The 15,901-nt window shown below is 62.8% G+C and carries 17 protein-coding genes and 3 pseudogenes; 3 read left to right on the forward strand and 17 right to left on the reverse strand.

Annotated elements, in window-relative coordinates; genetic code table 11:
• Positions 1-5 precede the first annotated feature (5 nt).
• The 7 genes from H1343_RS03950 to H1343_RS03980 all read right to left on the reverse strand — a co-directional run bounded on the left by H1343_RS03950 (position 6) and on the right by H1343_RS03980 (position 6,070).
• Positions 6-560 carry a potassium-transporting ATPase subunit C gene (locus H1343_RS03950; RefSeq protein ID WP_246333309.1) on the reverse strand — a complete coding sequence of 185 codons (555 nt, stop codon included), beginning with the start codon at positions 558-560 and terminating at the stop codon, positions 6-8.
• A gap of 12 nt (positions 561-572) precedes the next feature.
• The gene (gene kdpA, locus H1343_RS03955; protein ID WP_185984651.1) at positions 573-2,243 is read right to left on the reverse strand and encodes a potassium-transporting ATPase subunit KdpA; all 1,671 of its coding nucleotides are present in this window, start codon (positions 2,241-2,243) and stop codon (positions 573-575) included.
• Positions 2,244-2,365: 122 nt separating this feature from the next.
• The gene (kdpB, locus tag H1343_RS03960; RefSeq protein ID WP_185984652.1) at positions 2,366-4,438 is read right to left on the reverse strand and encodes a potassium-transporting ATPase subunit KdpB; all 2,073 of its coding nucleotides are present in this window, start codon (positions 4,436-4,438) and stop codon (positions 2,366-2,368) included.
• Positions 4,439-4,478: 40 nt separating this feature from the next.
• Positions 4,479-4,652 (reverse strand): hypothetical protein, encoded by a 174-nt coding sequence (locus H1343_RS03965; RefSeq protein ID WP_185984653.1) that lies wholly within the window; start codon positions 4,650-4,652, stop codon positions 4,479-4,481.
• Between the two features lie 9 nt (positions 4,653-4,661).
• Positions 4,662-4,751 (reverse strand): K(+)-transporting ATPase subunit F, encoded by a 90-nt coding sequence (kdpF, locus tag H1343_RS03970; protein WP_185984654.1) that lies wholly within the window; start codon positions 4,749-4,751, stop codon positions 4,662-4,664.
• A gap of 238 nt (positions 4,752-4,989) precedes the next feature.
• Complete coding sequence (locus tag H1343_RS03975) at positions 4,990-5,145, reverse strand: hypothetical protein (protein WP_185984655.1); 156 nt, start codon at positions 5,143-5,145, stop codon at positions 4,990-4,992.
• Positions 5,146-5,419: 274 nt separating this feature from the next.
• Positions 5,420-6,070, reverse strand: a complete 651-nt coding sequence (locus H1343_RS03980) for a dihydrodipicolinate synthase family protein (RefSeq protein ID WP_185984656.1) — start codon at positions 6,068-6,070, stop codon at positions 5,420-5,422.
• Between the two features lie 34 nt (positions 6,071-6,104).
• Here H1343_RS03980 and H1343_RS03985 point away from each other — a divergent pair.
• A pseudogene (locus H1343_RS03985) lies at positions 6,105-6,462 on the forward strand (transposase); the annotation flags it as partial.
• Positions 6,463-6,535: 73 nt separating this feature from the next.
• On the opposite strand, the pseudogene H1343_RS03990 reads toward H1343_RS03985, so the two are convergent.
• Positions 6,536-6,652: pseudogene (locus H1343_RS03990) on the reverse strand (IS481 family transposase); the annotation flags it as partial.
• On the opposite strand from H1343_RS03990, the pseudogene H1343_RS17180 reads away from it, so the two are divergent.
• A pseudogene (locus H1343_RS17180) lies at positions 6,648-6,777 on the forward strand (IS481 family transposase); the annotation flags it as partial. The pseudogenes H1343_RS03990 and H1343_RS17180 sit on opposite strands and share 5 nt — an antisense overlap.
• A gap of 82 nt (positions 6,778-6,859) precedes the next feature.
• Here the strand turns inward: H1343_RS17180 and H1343_RS04000 are convergent.
• The 8 genes from H1343_RS04000 to H1343_RS04035 form a co-directional block, all read right to left on the reverse strand.
• Positions 6,860-7,657 (reverse strand): amino acid ABC transporter ATP-binding protein, encoded by a 798-nt coding sequence (locus H1343_RS04000; protein ID WP_185984657.1) that lies wholly within the window; start codon positions 7,655-7,657, stop codon positions 6,860-6,862.
• Positions 7,654-8,526: an amino acid ABC transporter permease gene (locus tag H1343_RS04005; RefSeq protein WP_185984658.1), complete on the reverse strand. Its 873-nt coding sequence runs from the start codon at positions 8,524-8,526 to the stop codon at positions 7,654-7,656. Before H1343_RS04005 ends, H1343_RS04000 begins: the two co-directional genes overlap by 4 nt.
• Positions 8,526-9,362, reverse strand: coding sequence for an ABC transporter substrate-binding protein (locus H1343_RS04010; RefSeq protein ID WP_210270077.1), 837 nt, complete (start codon positions 9,360-9,362; stop codon positions 8,526-8,528). The genes H1343_RS04005 and H1343_RS04010 overlap by 1 nt, the downstream gene beginning before the upstream one ends.
• Before the next feature lie 66 nt (positions 9,363-9,428).
• Positions 9,429-10,349: a polysaccharide deacetylase family protein gene (locus H1343_RS04015; RefSeq protein WP_185984660.1), complete on the reverse strand. Its 921-nt coding sequence runs from the start codon at positions 10,347-10,349 to the stop codon at positions 9,429-9,431.
• A 190-nt stretch (positions 10,350-10,539) separates the two neighbouring features.
• Positions 10,540-11,727, reverse strand: a complete 1,188-nt coding sequence (locus H1343_RS04020; RefSeq protein WP_210270078.1) for an arginase family protein — start codon at positions 11,725-11,727, stop codon at positions 10,540-10,542.
• Positions 11,633-12,568 carry a type 2 periplasmic-binding domain-containing protein gene (locus H1343_RS04025; protein ID WP_185984661.1) on the reverse strand — a complete coding sequence of 312 codons (936 nt, stop codon included), beginning with the start codon at positions 12,566-12,568 and terminating at the stop codon, positions 11,633-11,635. Before H1343_RS04025 ends, H1343_RS04020 begins: the two co-directional genes overlap by 95 nt.
• On the reverse strand, positions 12,565-13,917 hold the full coding sequence (locus H1343_RS04030; RefSeq protein WP_185984662.1) for a M20 family metallo-hydrolase: 1,353 nt from the start codon (positions 13,915-13,917) through the stop codon (positions 12,565-12,567). Before H1343_RS04030 ends, H1343_RS04025 begins: the two co-directional genes overlap by 4 nt.
• Positions 13,851-14,897 (reverse strand): polysaccharide deacetylase family protein, encoded by a 1,047-nt coding sequence (locus tag H1343_RS04035; protein WP_246333310.1) that lies wholly within the window; start codon positions 14,895-14,897, stop codon positions 13,851-13,853. The genes H1343_RS04030 and H1343_RS04035 overlap by 67 nt, the downstream gene beginning before the upstream one ends.
• A 2-nt stretch (positions 14,898-14,899) precedes the next feature.
• On the opposite strand from H1343_RS04035, the gene H1343_RS04040 reads away from it, so the two are divergent.
• Positions 14,900-15,493 carry a cupin domain-containing protein gene (locus H1343_RS04040; RefSeq protein WP_185984663.1) on the forward strand — a complete coding sequence of 198 codons (594 nt, stop codon included), beginning with the start codon at positions 14,900-14,902 and terminating at the stop codon, positions 15,491-15,493.
• A 274-nt stretch (positions 15,494-15,767) separates the two neighbouring features.
• On the opposite strand, the gene H1343_RS04045 is transcribed toward H1343_RS04040, so the two are convergent.
• Entirely contained in the window at positions 15,768-15,857 is a 90-nt protein-coding gene (locus H1343_RS04045) for a helix-turn-helix domain-containing protein (RefSeq protein WP_246333312.1), read from the reverse strand.
• Positions 15,858-15,901: the final 44 nt, after the last annotated feature.

Below are 15,901 nucleotides of genomic sequence, written 5' to 3' on the forward strand. Positions count from 1 at the left end.
CCGTCTTACGATCGATCGAGCGCGATGTTGAGTTCGAGCACATTGACGATCCGGTCCGGGCCGAGGAAGCCACCGGGCGCCACGGCGTAACCGCGCACGAGCGTCCGCAAGGCGTCGGGCGCAATGCCCCGCGCTTCTGCCACCCGGTCGATCTGGTAGAGTGCGGCAGCCTCGGAGATGTGCGGATCGAGACCGGCGCCCGAGGCGGCAGCAAGGTCCGCCGGCAGCGGGTTCTCCGCCGTCGCGCCGTAGCGCTCCACCATCTCCTGCCCGCGCGCCGCGACGTCCGGGCTTGTCGGCGACTTGTTGCTGCCGCCGGCACCGGCGCCGTTGTAATCGACGGCCGAAGGGCGCGGCCAGAAGTAGCGCGGCTCGGTGAACGCCTGCGCGATCTGCCGGCTGCCGACCACCGTGCCGTCATCGGTGACGATCAGGGAACCGTTGGCCTTGTCCGGCGCGATCGTCTGGGAGATCGCCCAGACGGCGGTGGCATAAAGGCCGACGCAGACCGCCATGGTGGCGGCGGTGACGCGCAGGCTGGCGAGAAGGGACTGCATCATGTCCGTCTTTCCTCAGTTCATCTCGATGACGTGCTCGGCGATCGGGCCGAGGGTCGCTGCAGGGAAGAAGGTGAGCGCGCCGACGATGACGACCGTCGCACCGAGCATGGTGGCGAAAGTGCCGCCCTCGACGCTGAGCGTGCCGGTGGACTCCGAGGCGCGGCGCTTGGAGGCGAGCGAGCCGACGATGGCGAGCGGCAGGATGATCGGGATGAAGCGAGCAAAGAGCATCACGAGGCCTGTGGCGATGTTCCACGGGCCTGTGTTGTCGCCGAGACCCTCGAAGCCCGAACCGTTGTTGGCGGCCGCCGAGGAGAATTCGTAGAGAATCTCCGAGAAGCCGTGCGGCCCTGCATTGTTCAAAGTGTCGGCGCCCCAGGGCGTCGCAGCGAAGAGAGCCGTGCCGCCGAGGATGAAGAAGCCGTGCGCCAGAAGCGCGACGAGCGCGAGCTTGACCTCCTTCGCCTCCACCCGCCAGCCGAGATATTCCGGCGTGCGACCGATCATCATGCCGGCGACGAAGACGCCGAGGATGATGTAGAGGAACATGTTGATCATGCCGACGCCGACGCCGCCGAAGCTCTCGTTCAGCCACATGCCGATCATCGGCATCAGGCCGGTGAGCGGGTTGAGGCTGTCGTGCATGGCGCCGACCGAGCCGTTGGAGGTGGCCGTCGTCAGCACCGACCAGAGCGGGCCGCCCGTCGGGCCGAAGCGCATCTCCTTGCCCTCGAGATTGCCCACATCCTGCGTGATGGGCAGGCCCGTGAAGGCCTGCGTGGGCGCCGCCTCGAAATAAACCGCGCCGACAACCTTGAGCGCGACGAAGGTCAGCATCACCGCGAAGAGCACCGCTCCGTGCTTCATCCGCTCGACGATGCGCGCGAACATCCACACGCAGGCCATTGGGATCAGCAGGATTGCGACCATCGAAAGCATGTTCGTCCAGAAGGTCGGGTTCTCGAGCGGGTGGGTCGAGTTCGGGCCGAAGAAGCCGCCGCCATTCGTGCCGAGTTGCTTGATCGCCACGAAGGCCGCGACGGGGCCTCGCGCGATCGCCTGCTGCGCGCCCTCCAGCGTCGTGGCGATGGCCGAACCGTCGAAGGTCATCGGCACGCCGCCGAGCGCCAGAAGAATGGCGAAGACGAAGGCGAGCGGCAGGAGCACGAGGAAGGCGGCACGCTGAAGATCGACGAAGAAGTTGCCGAAGCTTCGCCCCGCAAGGCCGCGAGCCAGCGCCGCGAGCGCCGCGATGCCGGTCGCGGCCGAAACGAACTGCAACCACATCAGACCGCCGAGCTGCGAGAGATAGGAGAGCGAGACCTCGCCCGAATAGTGCTGCAGGTTGGTGTTGGTGACGAACGAGGCCGCCGTGTTGAAGATCAGCGAACCCTCCAGCGCCTCCTTCGAGTCCGGGTTCAGCGGCAGATGCTGCTGCAGTGCCAGGATCGCGAAGACGAGCGTGAACATCACCACGTTGAAGGCCAGCATGGAGAGCATGTAGCTCTTCCAGTCCTGCTGACGCTCCGAGGCGGCGCCACCGACAAGCTGGAAGATGCCGTGCCGGCCCTGCGTCGCCCCTGCGGGGTCCAGGGCCCATTTCATGTAGCGGCCGAGCGGCCAGGAGAGAAGCGCCGTGCCGCCGACGATCAGCAGCACGAACAGGAAGGGTTGGGTGGTCATCGATGTGGCTCCGTCGCTCGAATGTCAGGCGCGGTCGGTCGACAGGGTCAGGGCATAGAGAACGCCGAAGACGCCGAGGCCGAGCAGAAGATAGAGGATCGTCATGGGGATCAGTCCTTCGTTCAGGCGAGGCCGAGGGCTGTGATGGCGAGGTCGATCGCCTTGATGCCGATGAAGGGCACGACGAGGCCGCCGAGGCCGTAGATAAGGAGGTTGCGGCGCAGGAGCGCGTCGGCCCCGATCGCCTTGTAGGCGACGCCCTTCAGGGAGAGCGGGATCAGCGCGACGATGATCAGCGCGTTAAAGATGATGGCCGAGAGGATCGCGCTTTGGGGCGTTGCAAGCCCCATAACGTTGATCGCCTCGAGCTGCGGATAAAGCGCGATGAACATCGCCGGCACGATCGCGAAGTACTTCGCGACGTCGTTGGCGATGGAGAACGTCGTCAGGGCGCCGCGCGTCATCAGGAGCTGCTTGCCGATGCCCACCACCTCGATGAGCTTGGTGGGATCCGAGTCGAGGTCCACCATGTTGCCGGCTTCGCGCGCGGCCACCGTGCCGGTGTTCATCGCAACGCCGACATCGGCCTGCGCCAGCGCCGGCGCGTCGTTGGTGCCGTCGCCGCACATGGCGACGAGCTTTCCCTTGGCCTGCTCCTCGCGGATCAATGCCAGCTTGTTCTCGGGCGTGGCTTCCGCGAGGAAGTCGTCGACGCCTGCTTCTGCCGCGATCGCGGCGGCCGTCATCGGATTGTCGCCGGTGATCATCACCGTGCGGATGCCCATGCGGCGCAGCTCCGCGAAGCGCTCGCGGATGCCGCCCTTCACGATGTCCTTCAGATAGACGACGCCGAGAAGCCTGCCGTCGCGAACGACCGCCAGAGGCGTGCCGCCCTTCTGCGCCACGTCGTCGGCGATCGCCTTCAGATTGCGCACGGTCTCGGTGGTCGCCGCGGCCGATCCCGTGGCGACCTGCGCCAGCTCGACATGCTTGAGCACGGCTTCCACCGCACCCTTGCGGATCGAGGAGCCGTCCACGTCGACCCCGCTCATGCGGCTCTGCGCCGTGAACGGCACGAAAGTGGCGTTCATCGAGCCCATGTCGCGGGCGCGGATGCCGTACTTCTCCTTGGCGAGAACGACGATCGAGCGCCCCTCGGGCGTCTCGTCGGCGAGCGAGGCAAGCTGAGCGGCGTCGGCGAGATCCTTCTCGCTGATGCCCTTCACCGGCAGGAACTCCGTTGCCTGGCGGTTGCCGAGCGTGATTGTGCCGGTCTTGTCGAGGAGCAGCGTGTCGACGTCGCCGGCGGCCTCGACCGCGCGGCCGGACATGGCAAGCACGTTAAAGCGCACGAGCCGGTCCATGCCGGCGATGCCGATGGCCGAGACGAGCGCGCCGATCGTCGTCGGGATCAGCGTCACGAACAGCGCGACAAGAACGATGACGGGGATCGAGCCGCCGGCATACGCTGCGAAGGCCGGGATCGTCGCCGTCGCCATCACGAAGATCAGCGTCAGGCCGGCGAGAAGGACGTTCAACGCCACCTCGTTCGGCGTTTTCTGACGCTCGGCGCCTTCCACCAGCGCGATCATCCGGTCGATGAAGGTGGAGCCGGCGGCCGCCGTGATCCTCACCTTGATCCAGTCCGACAGAACCTGCGTGCCGCCGGTCACGGCCGAACGGTCGCCGCCCGACTCGCGGATGACCGGGGCGGATTCACCGGTGATCGCCGCCTCGTTGACCGAGGCGATGCCCTCGATGATCTCGCCGTCGGACGGGATGATCTCGCCCGCCTCGACGAGAACGACGTCGTCGACCTTGAGGCTGGTGCCGGGCACCTCCCTGATGCTGTCCGAGCGCCCGTTCACCAGGAGCTTGGCCTTGGTCTCGGTGCGCGAGCGCCGAAGCGTCGCCGCCTGCGCCTTGCCGCGACCTTCCGCAACGGCTTCGGCGAAGTTCGCAAAGAGGATCGTGAACCAGAGCCACAGGACGATCTGGAGCGAGAAGCCGAGATCGGGCGCACCCGTCGCGAGGTCGCGCAGGAAGAGGATCGTGGTCAGCGCCGAGACGACGGCGACCACGAACATGACCGGGTTCCTGGCAAGCGTGCGCGGGTCGAGCTTGCGGACCGCGCCGCCGAGCGCGGGAACGAGAATGCGGGCATCGAAGATGCTCGGCGAGCGTGACGAGCTCATGGTAGCTCCAGATGTCGAGGGATGGGTGCGTCGGACCGCGTCAGGCAAGGCTCAATAGCCTGGCTGCGGAGCGGACGATGAGGACGATGGCGAGGGCGGCCAAAGCCATGCCGACCAAGATGTCCGACGAACGGATCGGTCGTCGTAGGTGCCAGCGCTGGCGAAAGGTCTCGCGCAGGCCATAATGGTCGTTGCGCTTGCGTTCGTCGGCCATGCCAGCGCTCTAAAAGCGCTCGGGACGCAGGAGGGCGATGACGAGATAGCCCGCGACGAACAGCGTCACGAGCGTGCCGAGAACGAGATCGATGGTCATTGGCCTTGGCTCTTCCTACGGGAAGCGGCGCGGATGCCGCATGTGTGGGAAACCAAGGATGAGCCCGGACCGCATAGGAGTTCGAGAGAGGGCGGTCGGCAATGTTATAAAGATCTTATAGGAATTCCGCCGGTTCCGGTCAGCCGCCGACGAGCACGAGAAAAACGACCAACCCCATCAGGCAGACCCCGCGTCTCAGGAGTTGCCCAGAGTGGCCCGTGCCAGCCGCCGCTGCCCTTCATCGAACCAGGCTCCACCAGGTTGGAAGGAGCGCGACCACCGCGGCGCCGAGGACCATGACGGACAGGACCGCGATCTCCACCAGGAAGCTCTTGAGCGGTGGAAGCCGCTTCTCGGAAACGTCCGGTTCGCCGACTTTCGTGGGCGCCCTCAAGACACTCGTTCCGGTGTCGGCTGCGCGGAAAACCGCACGCCGGGAAGCCGAAACTCCACCGCGCGCACCTTGCCAGCCTGGGGCCCAGGAGATTGTGCGGGTTCGATAGCGACCCGCCTCGCACGCGCTTCACGGCGGATGAAGCGTCGAGCTTCCTCTTCACTTGTAAAAAGGCCACCGCAACTGTTGCCGGGGCCCTCGACGCACCAGACGCACTTCTGTGATTGCCAGAGCCTGAAGCCGGTCGCCGGTAACGGGACTTCGAGCAGCGCGCTCATCGGACAGCCTCCCGTGAAACCGCGTCTCTCAGAGACCGAGCGTCCTTCAAGGCATCGTTCAACCGAGCCCTGACCTGCGAACCCGCACGCACGAGTGGAAGCCGCACGGTGGGATCCAGACCGATCTGTGGGTACATGGCGAGCTTCAAGGCAGGCACTCCTTCCTCCTCGACGACATTCATCAGCGGCAGAAGATGTCTGTGAATATGCCGGGCGCCGTCGAAATCGCCGCGCTCGCAAGCCGACCACAGGGCCAGAACTTCGGTAGGAAAGACGTTGGCGACCGCGCTGAACAAGCCATGGGCACCAAACGCGGCGCTCGCGATCGCATTCGGCTCATGCGCCGTCAGAAACGCTCGAGAAGAGTGCGCGGCCGAGAGACATTCGATGTGCAACGGGTTTGCCGAATGATCGATGACGCCTGCAACGCCATCGACGAGCATCAGCTTCGCCATCTCCTGGATCGATGGGCTGAGTGCCGTTCGCGCGTCGAACTCGAGGATCAGCGGCAGGCTGGTTGCGCGAGTAACGCGGCGCACATGTCCGAGGAGTCCTTCCGTGCTCGGCCGCGAGTAATAGGGAACGACCATGATGAGAGCGTCGGCGCCTGCAACCTGCGCGTCCAGCGCGTAGGCGCTTCGCGACATTCTCGCGCGCGCTGCCGATCTCGACGCGGTGTTAGCCGCGGACGAAAAGGCCGGCATGGCCGTGCTGGAGGTATTCGAAGCCGGCCCTTGGGGACAGCGATATCCCGCGGTCGCGCAAAGGCGGCGACGCAACTGGGCCAACGTCGTGCCCTTCTCCGCTTACCCTGAAGCGTACGGCGGAGAAGGGCACGACGAATGCGATCGAGGCGCTGAATTCGCAGCTGCGCCGCGCCGTGCGGACCCGAGGCCACTTCCCCAATGACGATGCTCCGATGAAGCTGCTACATCTCGTTCTCAATCAGGCGGCCGCGGAATGGAAACGCCCGCCTCGCGAGTGGGGCGAGGCCAAGACGCAGTTCGCAGTCGTCTTCGGCGAGCGCTTCTTCCTCTGATGACGAACCGGCCTCACGCATAGAATTCCTTACAGTCCCACGCTGACCGGGTCAGACGCGGGATCGTTGGCTATAGAGCGTAGAGGCAATCATCCAATGGCAGCAGCGTATGCCTGCGAAAGGCGACCACCATGGCTTCCTCAGCCTTGCTGATGGTCCTCGAACGCGGCTCCATCGGCGCGGTCTTCAACTTCGGCCGTCGACTCAAGACACTCGGTGGACTGACGCCCTGCGAATACATCACCAGGATCTGGATTCTCAGAGCCAGGCCGCTTCATCGTCAATCCGATCCACCAGATGCCGGGACCAAACACCTGGACTAGGTCACTTTATGCTGCCGCCGACTGTCGAGGGCGACATCACAATTCTTCGCGGATTATGCCGCGTACGAGAATCTTCACCCAATCACGGCCGCGATAAAAGCCTTGGTCCTATCCTCTTGAGGGTTGATCAAGACTGCGTCGGTCGCGCCCTGCTCGACGATTGTCCCGCGATCCATGAAGACTACGCGATCCGCGACCTCTCGCGCGAAACCGAGTTCATGCGTGACGACGACCATCGTCATTCCCGAATGTGCTAGTTCGCGCATGACAGCGAGGACCTCGCCGACCAGTTCGGGATCCAGGGCAGACGTAGGCTCATCGAACAGCATGATCGTCGGGTTCATCGCCAATGCGCGCGCGATCGCAACGCGTTGCTGCTGCCCCCCGGACAGCTGCGAGGGGTAGTTCGCAGCTTTTTCCAAGAGGCCCACACGGTCGAGCAAAGCACGCGCGGTCGCGCGCGCCTTCTTCACCGGTTGTTTCAACACCTGAATCGGCCCTTCGGTGATGTTCTCGAGCGCCGTCATGTGCGGAAATAGGTTGAACCGTTGGAACACCATTGCGCTCTTGAGACGCTGCCGGACGGCTTGCCGCTCTGTTAGCGCAAAAAGCTTTTGCCCTTCCTGTCGGTAGCCAACGATCTCGTCGTCGAGCCAGATCGTCCCATCGTCGATGTCGTGCAGGTTGTTGATGCATCGCAGCAAGGTCGTCTTGCCCGAGCCTGATCCGCCGATCAGACAGACGACTTCCCCTTTATGGACGTCGAGGGACACACCATCGAGAGCCACGTATCCATCGAAGCGCTTAGTGACGGAACGGATACGTAACAACGGATTTCGTTCAACGGTTGATAATTCGCTCCGGTAACTCATCGCCGCTCGCTCCCTTTTGCGAAATGCCTCTCGAGCGGAATCTGTATGAGAGTAAGAACGGAGACGACTGCGAGATACCATGCCCCTGCGACCAGCAAAAGCTCAACCACGCGTGCATTTGAGTAGTAGATGGAGCTAGCGTTATACATGACTTCGGAAAACTGAATCACGCTGGCAAGCGAAGTGGTCTTAACGAGAAGGATGAATTCGTTTCCGAGGGGAGGAATGACAACCCGCATTGCTTGTGGCAGCACAATCCGGCGCAGGGCACGCAGTCGTGTCATCCCGATCGTTTTGGCAGCTTCGTACTGGCCTGTATCGACGGAAAGCATGCCTGCTCGCATAACCTCCGAGGTGTAGGCGCCCTGGTTGAGGGCAAGACCCAGCAGCGCTGCGGTGAACGGCGTCATGAACTCGATCATCGGCATCGACCACACGCCGGGAATGCCGATGACTGGAAAGACCAGCGCCAGATTGTACCAAAGCATCAACTGCAACAGCACCGGCGTACCACGAAACAACCAGATGTAGGCGAAAGCGACCGATTGCAGAACCGGGTTGTCGGAGCTTCGCATGATCGCCGTGATGGTGCCGAGAGCGATGCCAATCGCCATCGCCAGCACAGCAAGGATAACGGTGTTGGCGACACCATTGAGAATGGAAGAAACGGTAAGGAAGCGGCGGAAAACCTGCCAATCGATCTGTCCGGTCGCGAAGGCGTAGGCGATCATCCCGAGGACTGAGAGGATGGCAGCAGCCGATATCCAGCGCCCGTATCTCGGGCGCCGGATGATCTGATAGTCTGACAATCGGTACAGCCTCTCCGGCGCACACGATGCGGCGCCGGAGAGTGAGTGCTGCGAAGCCATCAGCCGCGCGGCTCGCTGTTGATCATTGCCGCCTCGACGGCGTGGGAGTTGAGGTCCCACTTTTCGAGAATGGCGCCGTAGGTCCCGTCGTCGATAAGCTCCTGCAGCGTGTCGGCGAAGGCGTCGCGGAACTCGGAATCCTGCTTGCGGAAAGCCGCGCCGTAATAGGCATCTACGAGCGGCTCGCCGATCAGGCGATAAAGATCGCCTTCCTGAGAGTTGACGAATGCCATCGTCTCACCGCCGATGACGCCGGCGACTGCACGTCCCTGCCGGACCTGAAGGCGCACTTCAGGGGAGCTTTCGCCACCGAGGACGGTGATGGGCTCCAGCCCCGCAGCGACGCAGTTGGCATCGCTCCACTGTTCGGTGAGCGCCGGATAGCTTGTTGAGCGCACGGTGCTGATGGTCTGGCCGCACAGCTCGATCGGATCCTGAATCTCGCTGCCGGTCAAAACGTAGAATTGCGCGCCGGCGCGAAGGTAGTTGACGAAGTCCATCGTCTCCCGGCGCTCTTCGTTATCGATCATACCGGACAGGATGAAATCTGTGCGCCCGGTGGTCAGCGCGGGAATGAGCTGGTTAAACAGCCCGTCAGTGCGTACGACCTCTAGGCCAAGCCGGTCCGCGACGGCGTCGACGAGCTCGACGTCCAGCCCTTCGAACTCACCAGTTTCCGTGTTGACGTATTCCATCGGAGGGAAGGTCGCGTTGATTGCAAGCGTGAAATTACCGCGATCCCGGATCGCCTGCGGCAGCTCACCGGCGATTGCCGACACGGGAGACAGGACCAGTCCGGCCAGTAAGATGCTCTTGAGACCTGCAGATTTCATCATGGCTTCCTTTGTTGAAATGCGGGTGAAATCGTTGGGCGCGGGCGGGACCGCAGCCAGTGATCGTGCCTAGTTTGCTCTGCGGAAAGGAGCGCCTTGCTCGGCGGCGTGATCGTCGAAAATCGCCTTCGCCTGCATCGGTGACACGAAGCGAGCGCCGCTCTCGCGGACATGTTCAAGAATGCCCTGCAGCCGAGTCTCAAACTCTTCACGTCCCATCGTATAGGTATGACAAACCATTGAGACGATCTGGAGCGCGTCTGCCGTCGCAGCGCGTTCCGCCACCGCATCCCAAACCAACTTCATCGCCGTCAGGTTGGAGAATTCGTTGATGATGTAATTCTCGCCCACCACGAAAGGGCGAGACTGCCCAGGGGCCTTTGCATCCCAGGCCCAGGGAATCTCGAACAGTGCGCCATTATCGGCGTGCCCGGAATGGCGCGCTGGCTGCTCCGGGTCCATGTAATAAGCCGAGAGAGGCGCACCGTTCCAGTTTGCCGCCTTCTGCGGCCAGACGATGCCGGGCGCGCAGGACAGCTCGATCGAAATTCCTACGTCCTTAAGTATGGCGCCAATCTCGGGCGTGAAACCGTGATAGCCACCTCGGTAGGCGTGGAGCGGAAGCCCGGCGGACGTCATCGCCTCGACGCAGTCTTGGATGACGCCGCGCATGTGGTCGGTGTGATAGTAGGTCGTGCTGTCAGGCGCCGTTCCGGGCCCAGGCCCATAAAGGTCTTCTTCGGGATGGAGGACTAGATCCGCGCCGTCTTCGACAACGTCGCGCCAGAAGCCGATGAAGGGCTCTTCGTAGAACCGCCGGCGATACATGGGCCCGGTCAGGACCGTCCATGCCGCAGCGCCGCCCGTATGCGCCGCGAGAATCTCTTGCATCCGACGGTACTTGGCAAGAATGACGGCGTCGTCCTGGAACTCGGAAACCGGGTCAGGATCGCTGTCCACGTTCACGACTAGGTAAAGCGGTCGATCCATGTGGCTACATTCCCCAGAATTTTCGAGTTTTGGCTAGCTTTTAATCACCGCCTTCTGGCGACTAAAGATATTGCATTACGGCTGAAGATGGTCAAGCGACTTTCTCATAAGGAATATAGCTTGAACAAAAATTCAGCCGGGCTTCAGGCTGGGCGCTTGAAGTTCGGGCCGCCCGCCTGGGGGAGGGGCTTTAGGATTTGGCCGCCGCGATCTTTCGCTTGGCCAGCCCCGCCATGAAGTACATCATGACATAGACGATCACGCGGTAGGTCACCGCCGATCCGGGGGGGATGCAGATGAAGGACAGCCCGTCACATCCGCGAAGCCCGACCTCGTGGCCGAGCCGTATGGCCTCGTAGTCGGACATTCCGATCGGTTCAGCGAGTTCCCCGAGGATATCTCCCTCGGCCGGACCGGCGCCTCCCATCACATCCATGTCAAAATGGGCATAGACCGCATCGGTGCCGTCGAAGGCCCGGTCGAGCGCCTTGACGGTACCTTCGATGCCGAGCTCGGTCCGCAGGCGCCACATCGGTATGAAGTCGGCACCCGCCCCGACGAACCGCCTGATCGTCGCCGGATCCTCCAGCATCCCGCGCTCGCCGATCTCCACGAGGTTTGCCATCGAGAAGTTCGAGCAGTCGCGATAGAGCTTGTCCTTCCAGTTCGTCGACCCTGCGACATGGTCGCTCATGGTCGCCCAGTCGTAGGGCCACGCGTCCCAGTGAGTGTCGAGGCTGACCATGCCTACCTTCCCGCTGACGGACTCAGCGATGGGCCGCCCGACTGCGTAGGAGCCGCAAGGCGAGTTCTGGCCGATGACGATCGGTACGGCTCCCGCCTTCAGCGCCGCCCTGACCTTGACCATCGTGGCTTCCTCAGCCTCGAGGATTTTCTCCACTCGTCCGTCATAACTGGTGGCCAGCGGGATATCGGCATCGCCAAAATCGACGACGTTGAGATGTTCGAAAACGTCGAGATCGAAGTCTTGGATGTAGCCCGAGCGATAGCGAATGGATTGCTGGCGTACCCGGCGCGTGGCCGAGATCCATTCCGCCTTATCGACGCCGCTGTATTTCTGCCCCCAACCGGCAACGAAAGGCGCGCCGATGATCACGACGTCAGCGCCTTGGATGTCTTCTTCGGTCAAAGCGTGTCGAACGCCGAGAAAGGTCGGCATGTCTTCTTCGATGCGCGGAAAGTGCGTCGTGCGCCAGACCTTGCCTCGAAAAGTCTCTTCCCAGCTTGGATAATGCGGCATTCGATCGTCCTTGTTAAGTTTATCAGCTGTGTTGCGAAGCGCCGAACATGTCGGCGACCTTGGCGGCTTGGGCATGTCCGGCGTCAATAAGTGCATGGACGTGCCGTTGCCGAGCATCCCCTGCGGCGTCCCTGAGTGCTGCAGTCACACAGGCAGGCAATGGCTGGAGTGTGTGTCCGTCTTCCAGCGCCAGCGCGCGTCCCGGGGTCGACCACCGGGTCCAGTAATCCCCGAACCGCAGCGAGAGATCCGGGCCGGACATGGCCATGAGGACCGTCCTCTCCGCAGGTTCGAGCCGCGAGAACGCGGCCGCGTTCATCACGAAATACAGGGGCGAGAGATAGAAGACGTCGCTGTGATGGTGGCGGAAGACATCAATCGTCCGCGAATAGGCGAGGACGTCCCACGCCATGACGGCACCGTCGATGGCGCCGCTTCTCGCCGCATCGCCGATCGCGGGCGGCAGAAGGTGAATTGGCTGCGCCCCGAGGGCCGCGAGCGTTTCGGCCATGGCACCCGCCGGCGAGCGAATTCGCTTGCCCGCGAAGTCGGAAACGCGTTCGATCGGAGCATCGCGCATGTGCAGCAGCCCACCACTGTCGGCGTGAAGCGCCAAGACCTTGAGCGGCTCGAATTCCGCGGCCAAGTAGGCATCATGCGCGGCTAGAAGCCGCTCGCCGGCTTGGTGCGGGCCATCCACAAGGAATGGCAGGTTCATCAGCTGAGTCAGCGGGAAGCGCCCCGGCGGAAGATTGGCGGGGGAATGCGCCACGTCCACCGCACCAGACATCACCTGATCGAACTGGTTCTCCAGAAGGCCGAGTGGCGAGCCCTCTCCGTGGATCTCGAACGACAGGCTCGGACAGGCGGTGGTCAGGCGCTCGGCCCAAGGCAGGATGAAATCGCGGTGAGTGCCGTGATCGGAGGGCATGTAGTGGCTGACAATCAGGCGGGTCATCGCTCGGGCCGTGCTGCAAGCGCGAAGACCGTGTCTGCCAAGACCTGCGCACCCTGCACGACGGCCTCGGGATCGCAGAATTCATTCTCGTTGTGGCTGATACCGTCACGGCACGGGACGAAGATCATTCCCGAAGGGCACAACGCCGCGACGTGGGCGGCGTCGTGGATCGCGCCGGACACCATTCTGCGCCAGCTGAACCCGCGCTTCGCTGCCGAGGCCGCGATCGCTTCGGTGATCTCTTTGTCGAACGGGACGGGCGTTTGGTAGATCAGGCGCTCGGCCCGCGCGTTCGTCAGGGCTGCCTCGACCCTCGCCATGGCGTCTTCGAGGACGATGCGGTCGGGGTGGCGCACGTCCAGTGTGAAGCTGGCGGACGAAGCTATGGTGTTGATAGACCCCGGCGCGAGCTCGAACCGGCCGATCGTATATCGCAATCCGTGCAGATCGCGGAGTGTCTGATCGATTGCGTCCATGAGCGTGCGAGCCGACGAGAGCGCGTCGGCGCGTCGCTCCATCGGCACAGCCCCGGCATGACCTGCGACGCCGTCGACGCTCACCCGATATTGCGCGAGACCTTGGACGTCGGTCACCACTCCGATCGCAACCCCCTGATCCTCCAGGATCGGTCCCTGTTCGATGTGGAGTTCCACATAGGCGGCATAGGCGCCGCAGAGAGGACGTGGCGCAAGCGTGATGTCCGATGCGGCAAAGCTGGCGAGGGACTTGGCCAGAGCTTCTCCCACGGCCATGCCATCAGCGGCCTTGACCGCCAAGGCGTCATCAAGCTGCAGATGACCCGCGTGAACAGCCGAGCCCATGGTGGTCGGGTTGAAGCGCGCACCTTCCTCGTTACACCAGATCGCCACTTCGACCGGCGTCGCAACCGATCCCGGATGCTTGGCGAGAACCTCGATGCATTCGAGTGCGGCGATCACGCCGAGTACGCCGTCGAAATTGCCGCCGACAGGCTGACTATCGAGATGCGAGCCCACGAGGACGGGGCGTTGCGACGTCGCTCCCGGCGGTGTCCACCGCATGAAAAGATTGCCGATCGGGTCGACGAAGCTCTCGCAGCCGATGGACTCGGCGCATTTCAGGCACCTGATGCGCGCGTGTGTCTCCTCTTCTGAGAGCGCGAGGCGGCACACCCCGCCATTATCCAGCGCACCGATCTTGGCAATCTCGGCAAGGCGTCCGAGGGTACGGTCTCGATCGACCGCTCGATCATGATTGAGCATGTGTGGCCGTATACCTGTCGTCTTGCGGAGCTCTTGCGTGATCAACCCGGTGAACCTGACGGCATCGGCCCAGTGGCGAATGGCAGGAAGTCCCGGCGCGGTGTCCATCGCTCGGTATCGATCAGCGACCGACAGTGGTCCGCTATCTGCGACAGGGTCGCGAACCAGACACCGCCCCTGGTCTGCATGTGCTCGATCAACTCAATCATCATTTCGGCACGAGCGAGCCGCCCCGTCAGGAACGGGTGCCAGACGGTGACGAACATCCCTCCGTGGCGCCACGCCGCGTCGAATTCGGACTTATACATTTCGAGCGCGGATCCCGGCGTCGCGATCGGCAGCATGTAGCCAAAGTCGGGCAGGCAGGCGAATTGCGTCCAGTCATCGAGCGTGATGTCCGTCGGCAACTCGACCATCGTCCGTTCGTCGTCGCCTACGAGATACGGAACGTCGTCGCCGAAGAGGGACGAGTCGTAGAGGAAGCCCTCGTCGAGCAGATGCGCCACTGTATGCCGCGAGTGCTGGAAGGCCGGCGCCCGATAGCCCGTAGGGCGCGCTCCGGTGAGCGCCCGTATCGACTCGATCCCGGCCTGCAGGCTTTCCAGCTCGGCGCTCGACGTCTGCGTGTTCGGCCGCGCGTGGGCGTAGCCGTGGTGTGCGATCTCGTGCCCTTCGGCGAGGATCTTCTCGACAGTGTCCGGATAGGTGTCGACGCACCAGCCGGGCACGAAGAAAGTCTGGCGTAGCCCCTGCTCACGAAAGATATTGAGAAGGCGAGGGATTGCCGCGACCGGCTCGTAGCGAAGCTGTGCCGCAAGAGCCACTTGGTCGGGTGCGGTGTCGGGAAAACGCCGATAGACGAGCGTTTCTCCATCCATGTCGAACGACAAGCACACAGCGCATCGCGCACCGTCCGGCCATGTGGGAGGATTTTCGATAAGCTTCGAAACCATGATCAAGGCATCTCGGTGAATCTGGGCGATTGAAGTTCGGTCGCGACAAATGGTAGTGACATTGAGAACCGCTGGATGCCTATTTGTCAACCAGCTGTACCTACAATAAAGGGCCTGGAGAGGCGGGGTGGTCATACGTGCAGAACACCGTTAGCGGACCGAATCAGCGCATCCACATCGGCGGCCGCCTGCGACATGCTCGTAAGGTAATGGGCCTGAGCATGCAGCAGGTGGCGACACAGGTGGAGTGTTCGGAGAGTTTCATCTCGAAACTTGAGCGCGATAAGGTCCAGCCGTCGCTTTCCCTGCTTCATCGCCTCGTCGGCGTGTTGGGGATCAACGTTTCGCATCTGTTCGACGCGGCCGACGTTGGCGACGATCCCGTCTATGTCGTTCGTGTCGAAAACAGACCTCGTATACAGACGGCCGTCCGGCCGAATACAAGCGGTGTCATTCTAGAGCAGGTCGCGCCTCTCGGGCCGCAGTCTTTGCTGCAGGTCAACATACACGTCGTCGCGCCCGAGGGTGGCGGGCACGAAGCCATTAGTCACTCGGGTGAAGAAATGGGACTGGTGCTCGACGGCGCGATCGATTTGCAAGTCGGCGAACGGACCTACCATCTCAAGGCAGGCGACTCATTCGCCTTCGCCTCCGAGTTACCGCATGCCTACAACAACCCAGGCAGGGAAACGGCCAGGGTGCTTTGGGTCAACACGCCACCAACCTTTTAACTGGGCGAAAGAGATTTTTGCTGCGAGGTCGGCGATTCTGCCTCGACGGAAAATCCGAGATCTTTTGAAGAGGTATTACTGGTCGCGAAGCGACGTAATTCGTCGGATGAGAGAGGAACTGCTTAACCGCTTATGGTCGTGACATACGCATCACGAACGAGCGCAATTATAGGCCCGCAGCGGCCGTGCCACGAGAAGTCGTTACGCCGGATGGAGGGCGCGTAGATCCCTGCACAGCGACCGGTAGCTGAGCGGACGTCGCCGGCTGACTTCTTTACTTGGTTGGGAGCACTCGATAGACCTGCATGCCGGAGCATCTGAAGGTGGCGGCAATCGTCGCGACCGATACGCCCTCAGATTGCATCGCGCGGATGCGCTCCTTGTCGAAGCGTGGCTTGCCACCCTAGC

It is taken from the genome of Aureimonas mangrovi (genome assembly GCF_014058705.1).
Lineage (GTDB): Bacteria > Pseudomonadota > Alphaproteobacteria > Rhizobiales > Rhizobiaceae > Aureimonas > Aureimonas mangrovi.

Excerpts from the sequence above, each read along its gene's own strand:
- H1343_RS03950 (WP_246333309.1), bottom strand. The coding sequence starts at position 560 with ATGATGCAGTCCCTTCTCGCCAGCCTGCGCGTCACCGCCGCCACCATG.
- kdpA (WP_185984651.1), bottom strand. The coding sequence starts at position 2,243 with ATGACCACCCAACCCTTCCTGTTCGTGCTGCTGATCGTCGGCGGCACG.
- H1343_RS04010 (WP_210270077.1), bottom strand. The coding sequence starts at position 9,362 with ATGATGAAATCTGCAGGTCTCAAGAGCATCTTACTGGCCGGACTGGTC.
- H1343_RS03980 (WP_185984656.1), bottom strand. The coding sequence starts at position 6,070 with ATGTCGCGAAGCGCCTACGCGCTGGACGCGCAGGTTGCAGGCGCCGAC.
- kdpF (WP_185984654.1), bottom strand. The coding sequence starts at position 4,751 with ATGACCATCGATCTCGTTCTCGGCACGCTCGTGACGCTGTTCGTCGCG.
- H1343_RS04035 (WP_246333310.1), bottom strand. The coding sequence starts at position 14,897 with ATGACCACCCCGCCTCTCCAGGCCCTTTATTGTAGGTACAGCTGGTTG.
- H1343_RS04030 (WP_185984662.1), bottom strand. The coding sequence starts at position 13,917 with ATGGACACCGCGCCGGGACTTCCTGCCATTCGCCACTGGGCCGATGCC.
- H1343_RS04045 (WP_246333312.1), bottom strand. The coding sequence starts at position 15,857 with ATGCAATCTGAGGGCGTATCGGTCGCGACGATTGCCGCCACCTTCAGA.
- H1343_RS03965 (WP_185984653.1), bottom strand. The coding sequence starts at position 4,652 with ATGGCCGACGAACGCAAGCGCAACGACCATTATGGCCTGCGCGAGACC.
- H1343_RS04015 (WP_185984660.1), bottom strand. The coding sequence starts at position 10,349 with ATGGATCGACCGCTTTACCTAGTCGTGAACGTGGACAGCGATCCTGAC.
- H1343_RS04025 (WP_185984661.1), bottom strand. The coding sequence starts at position 12,568 with ATGACCCGCCTGATTGTCAGCCACTACATGCCCTCCGATCACGGCACT.
- kdpB (WP_185984652.1), bottom strand. The coding sequence starts at position 4,438 with ATGAGCTCGTCACGCTCGCCGAGCATCTTCGATGCCCGCATTCTCGTT.
- H1343_RS04000 (WP_185984657.1), bottom strand. The coding sequence starts at position 7,657 with ATGAGTTACCGGAGCGAATTATCAACCGTTGAACGAAATCCGTTGTTA.
- H1343_RS04005 (WP_185984658.1), bottom strand. The coding sequence starts at position 8,526 with ATGGCTTCGCAGCACTCACTCTCCGGCGCCGCATCGTGTGCGCCGGAG.
- H1343_RS04020 (WP_210270078.1), bottom strand. The coding sequence starts at position 11,727 with ATGCTCGGCAACGGCACGTCCATGCACTTATTGACGCCGGACATGCCC.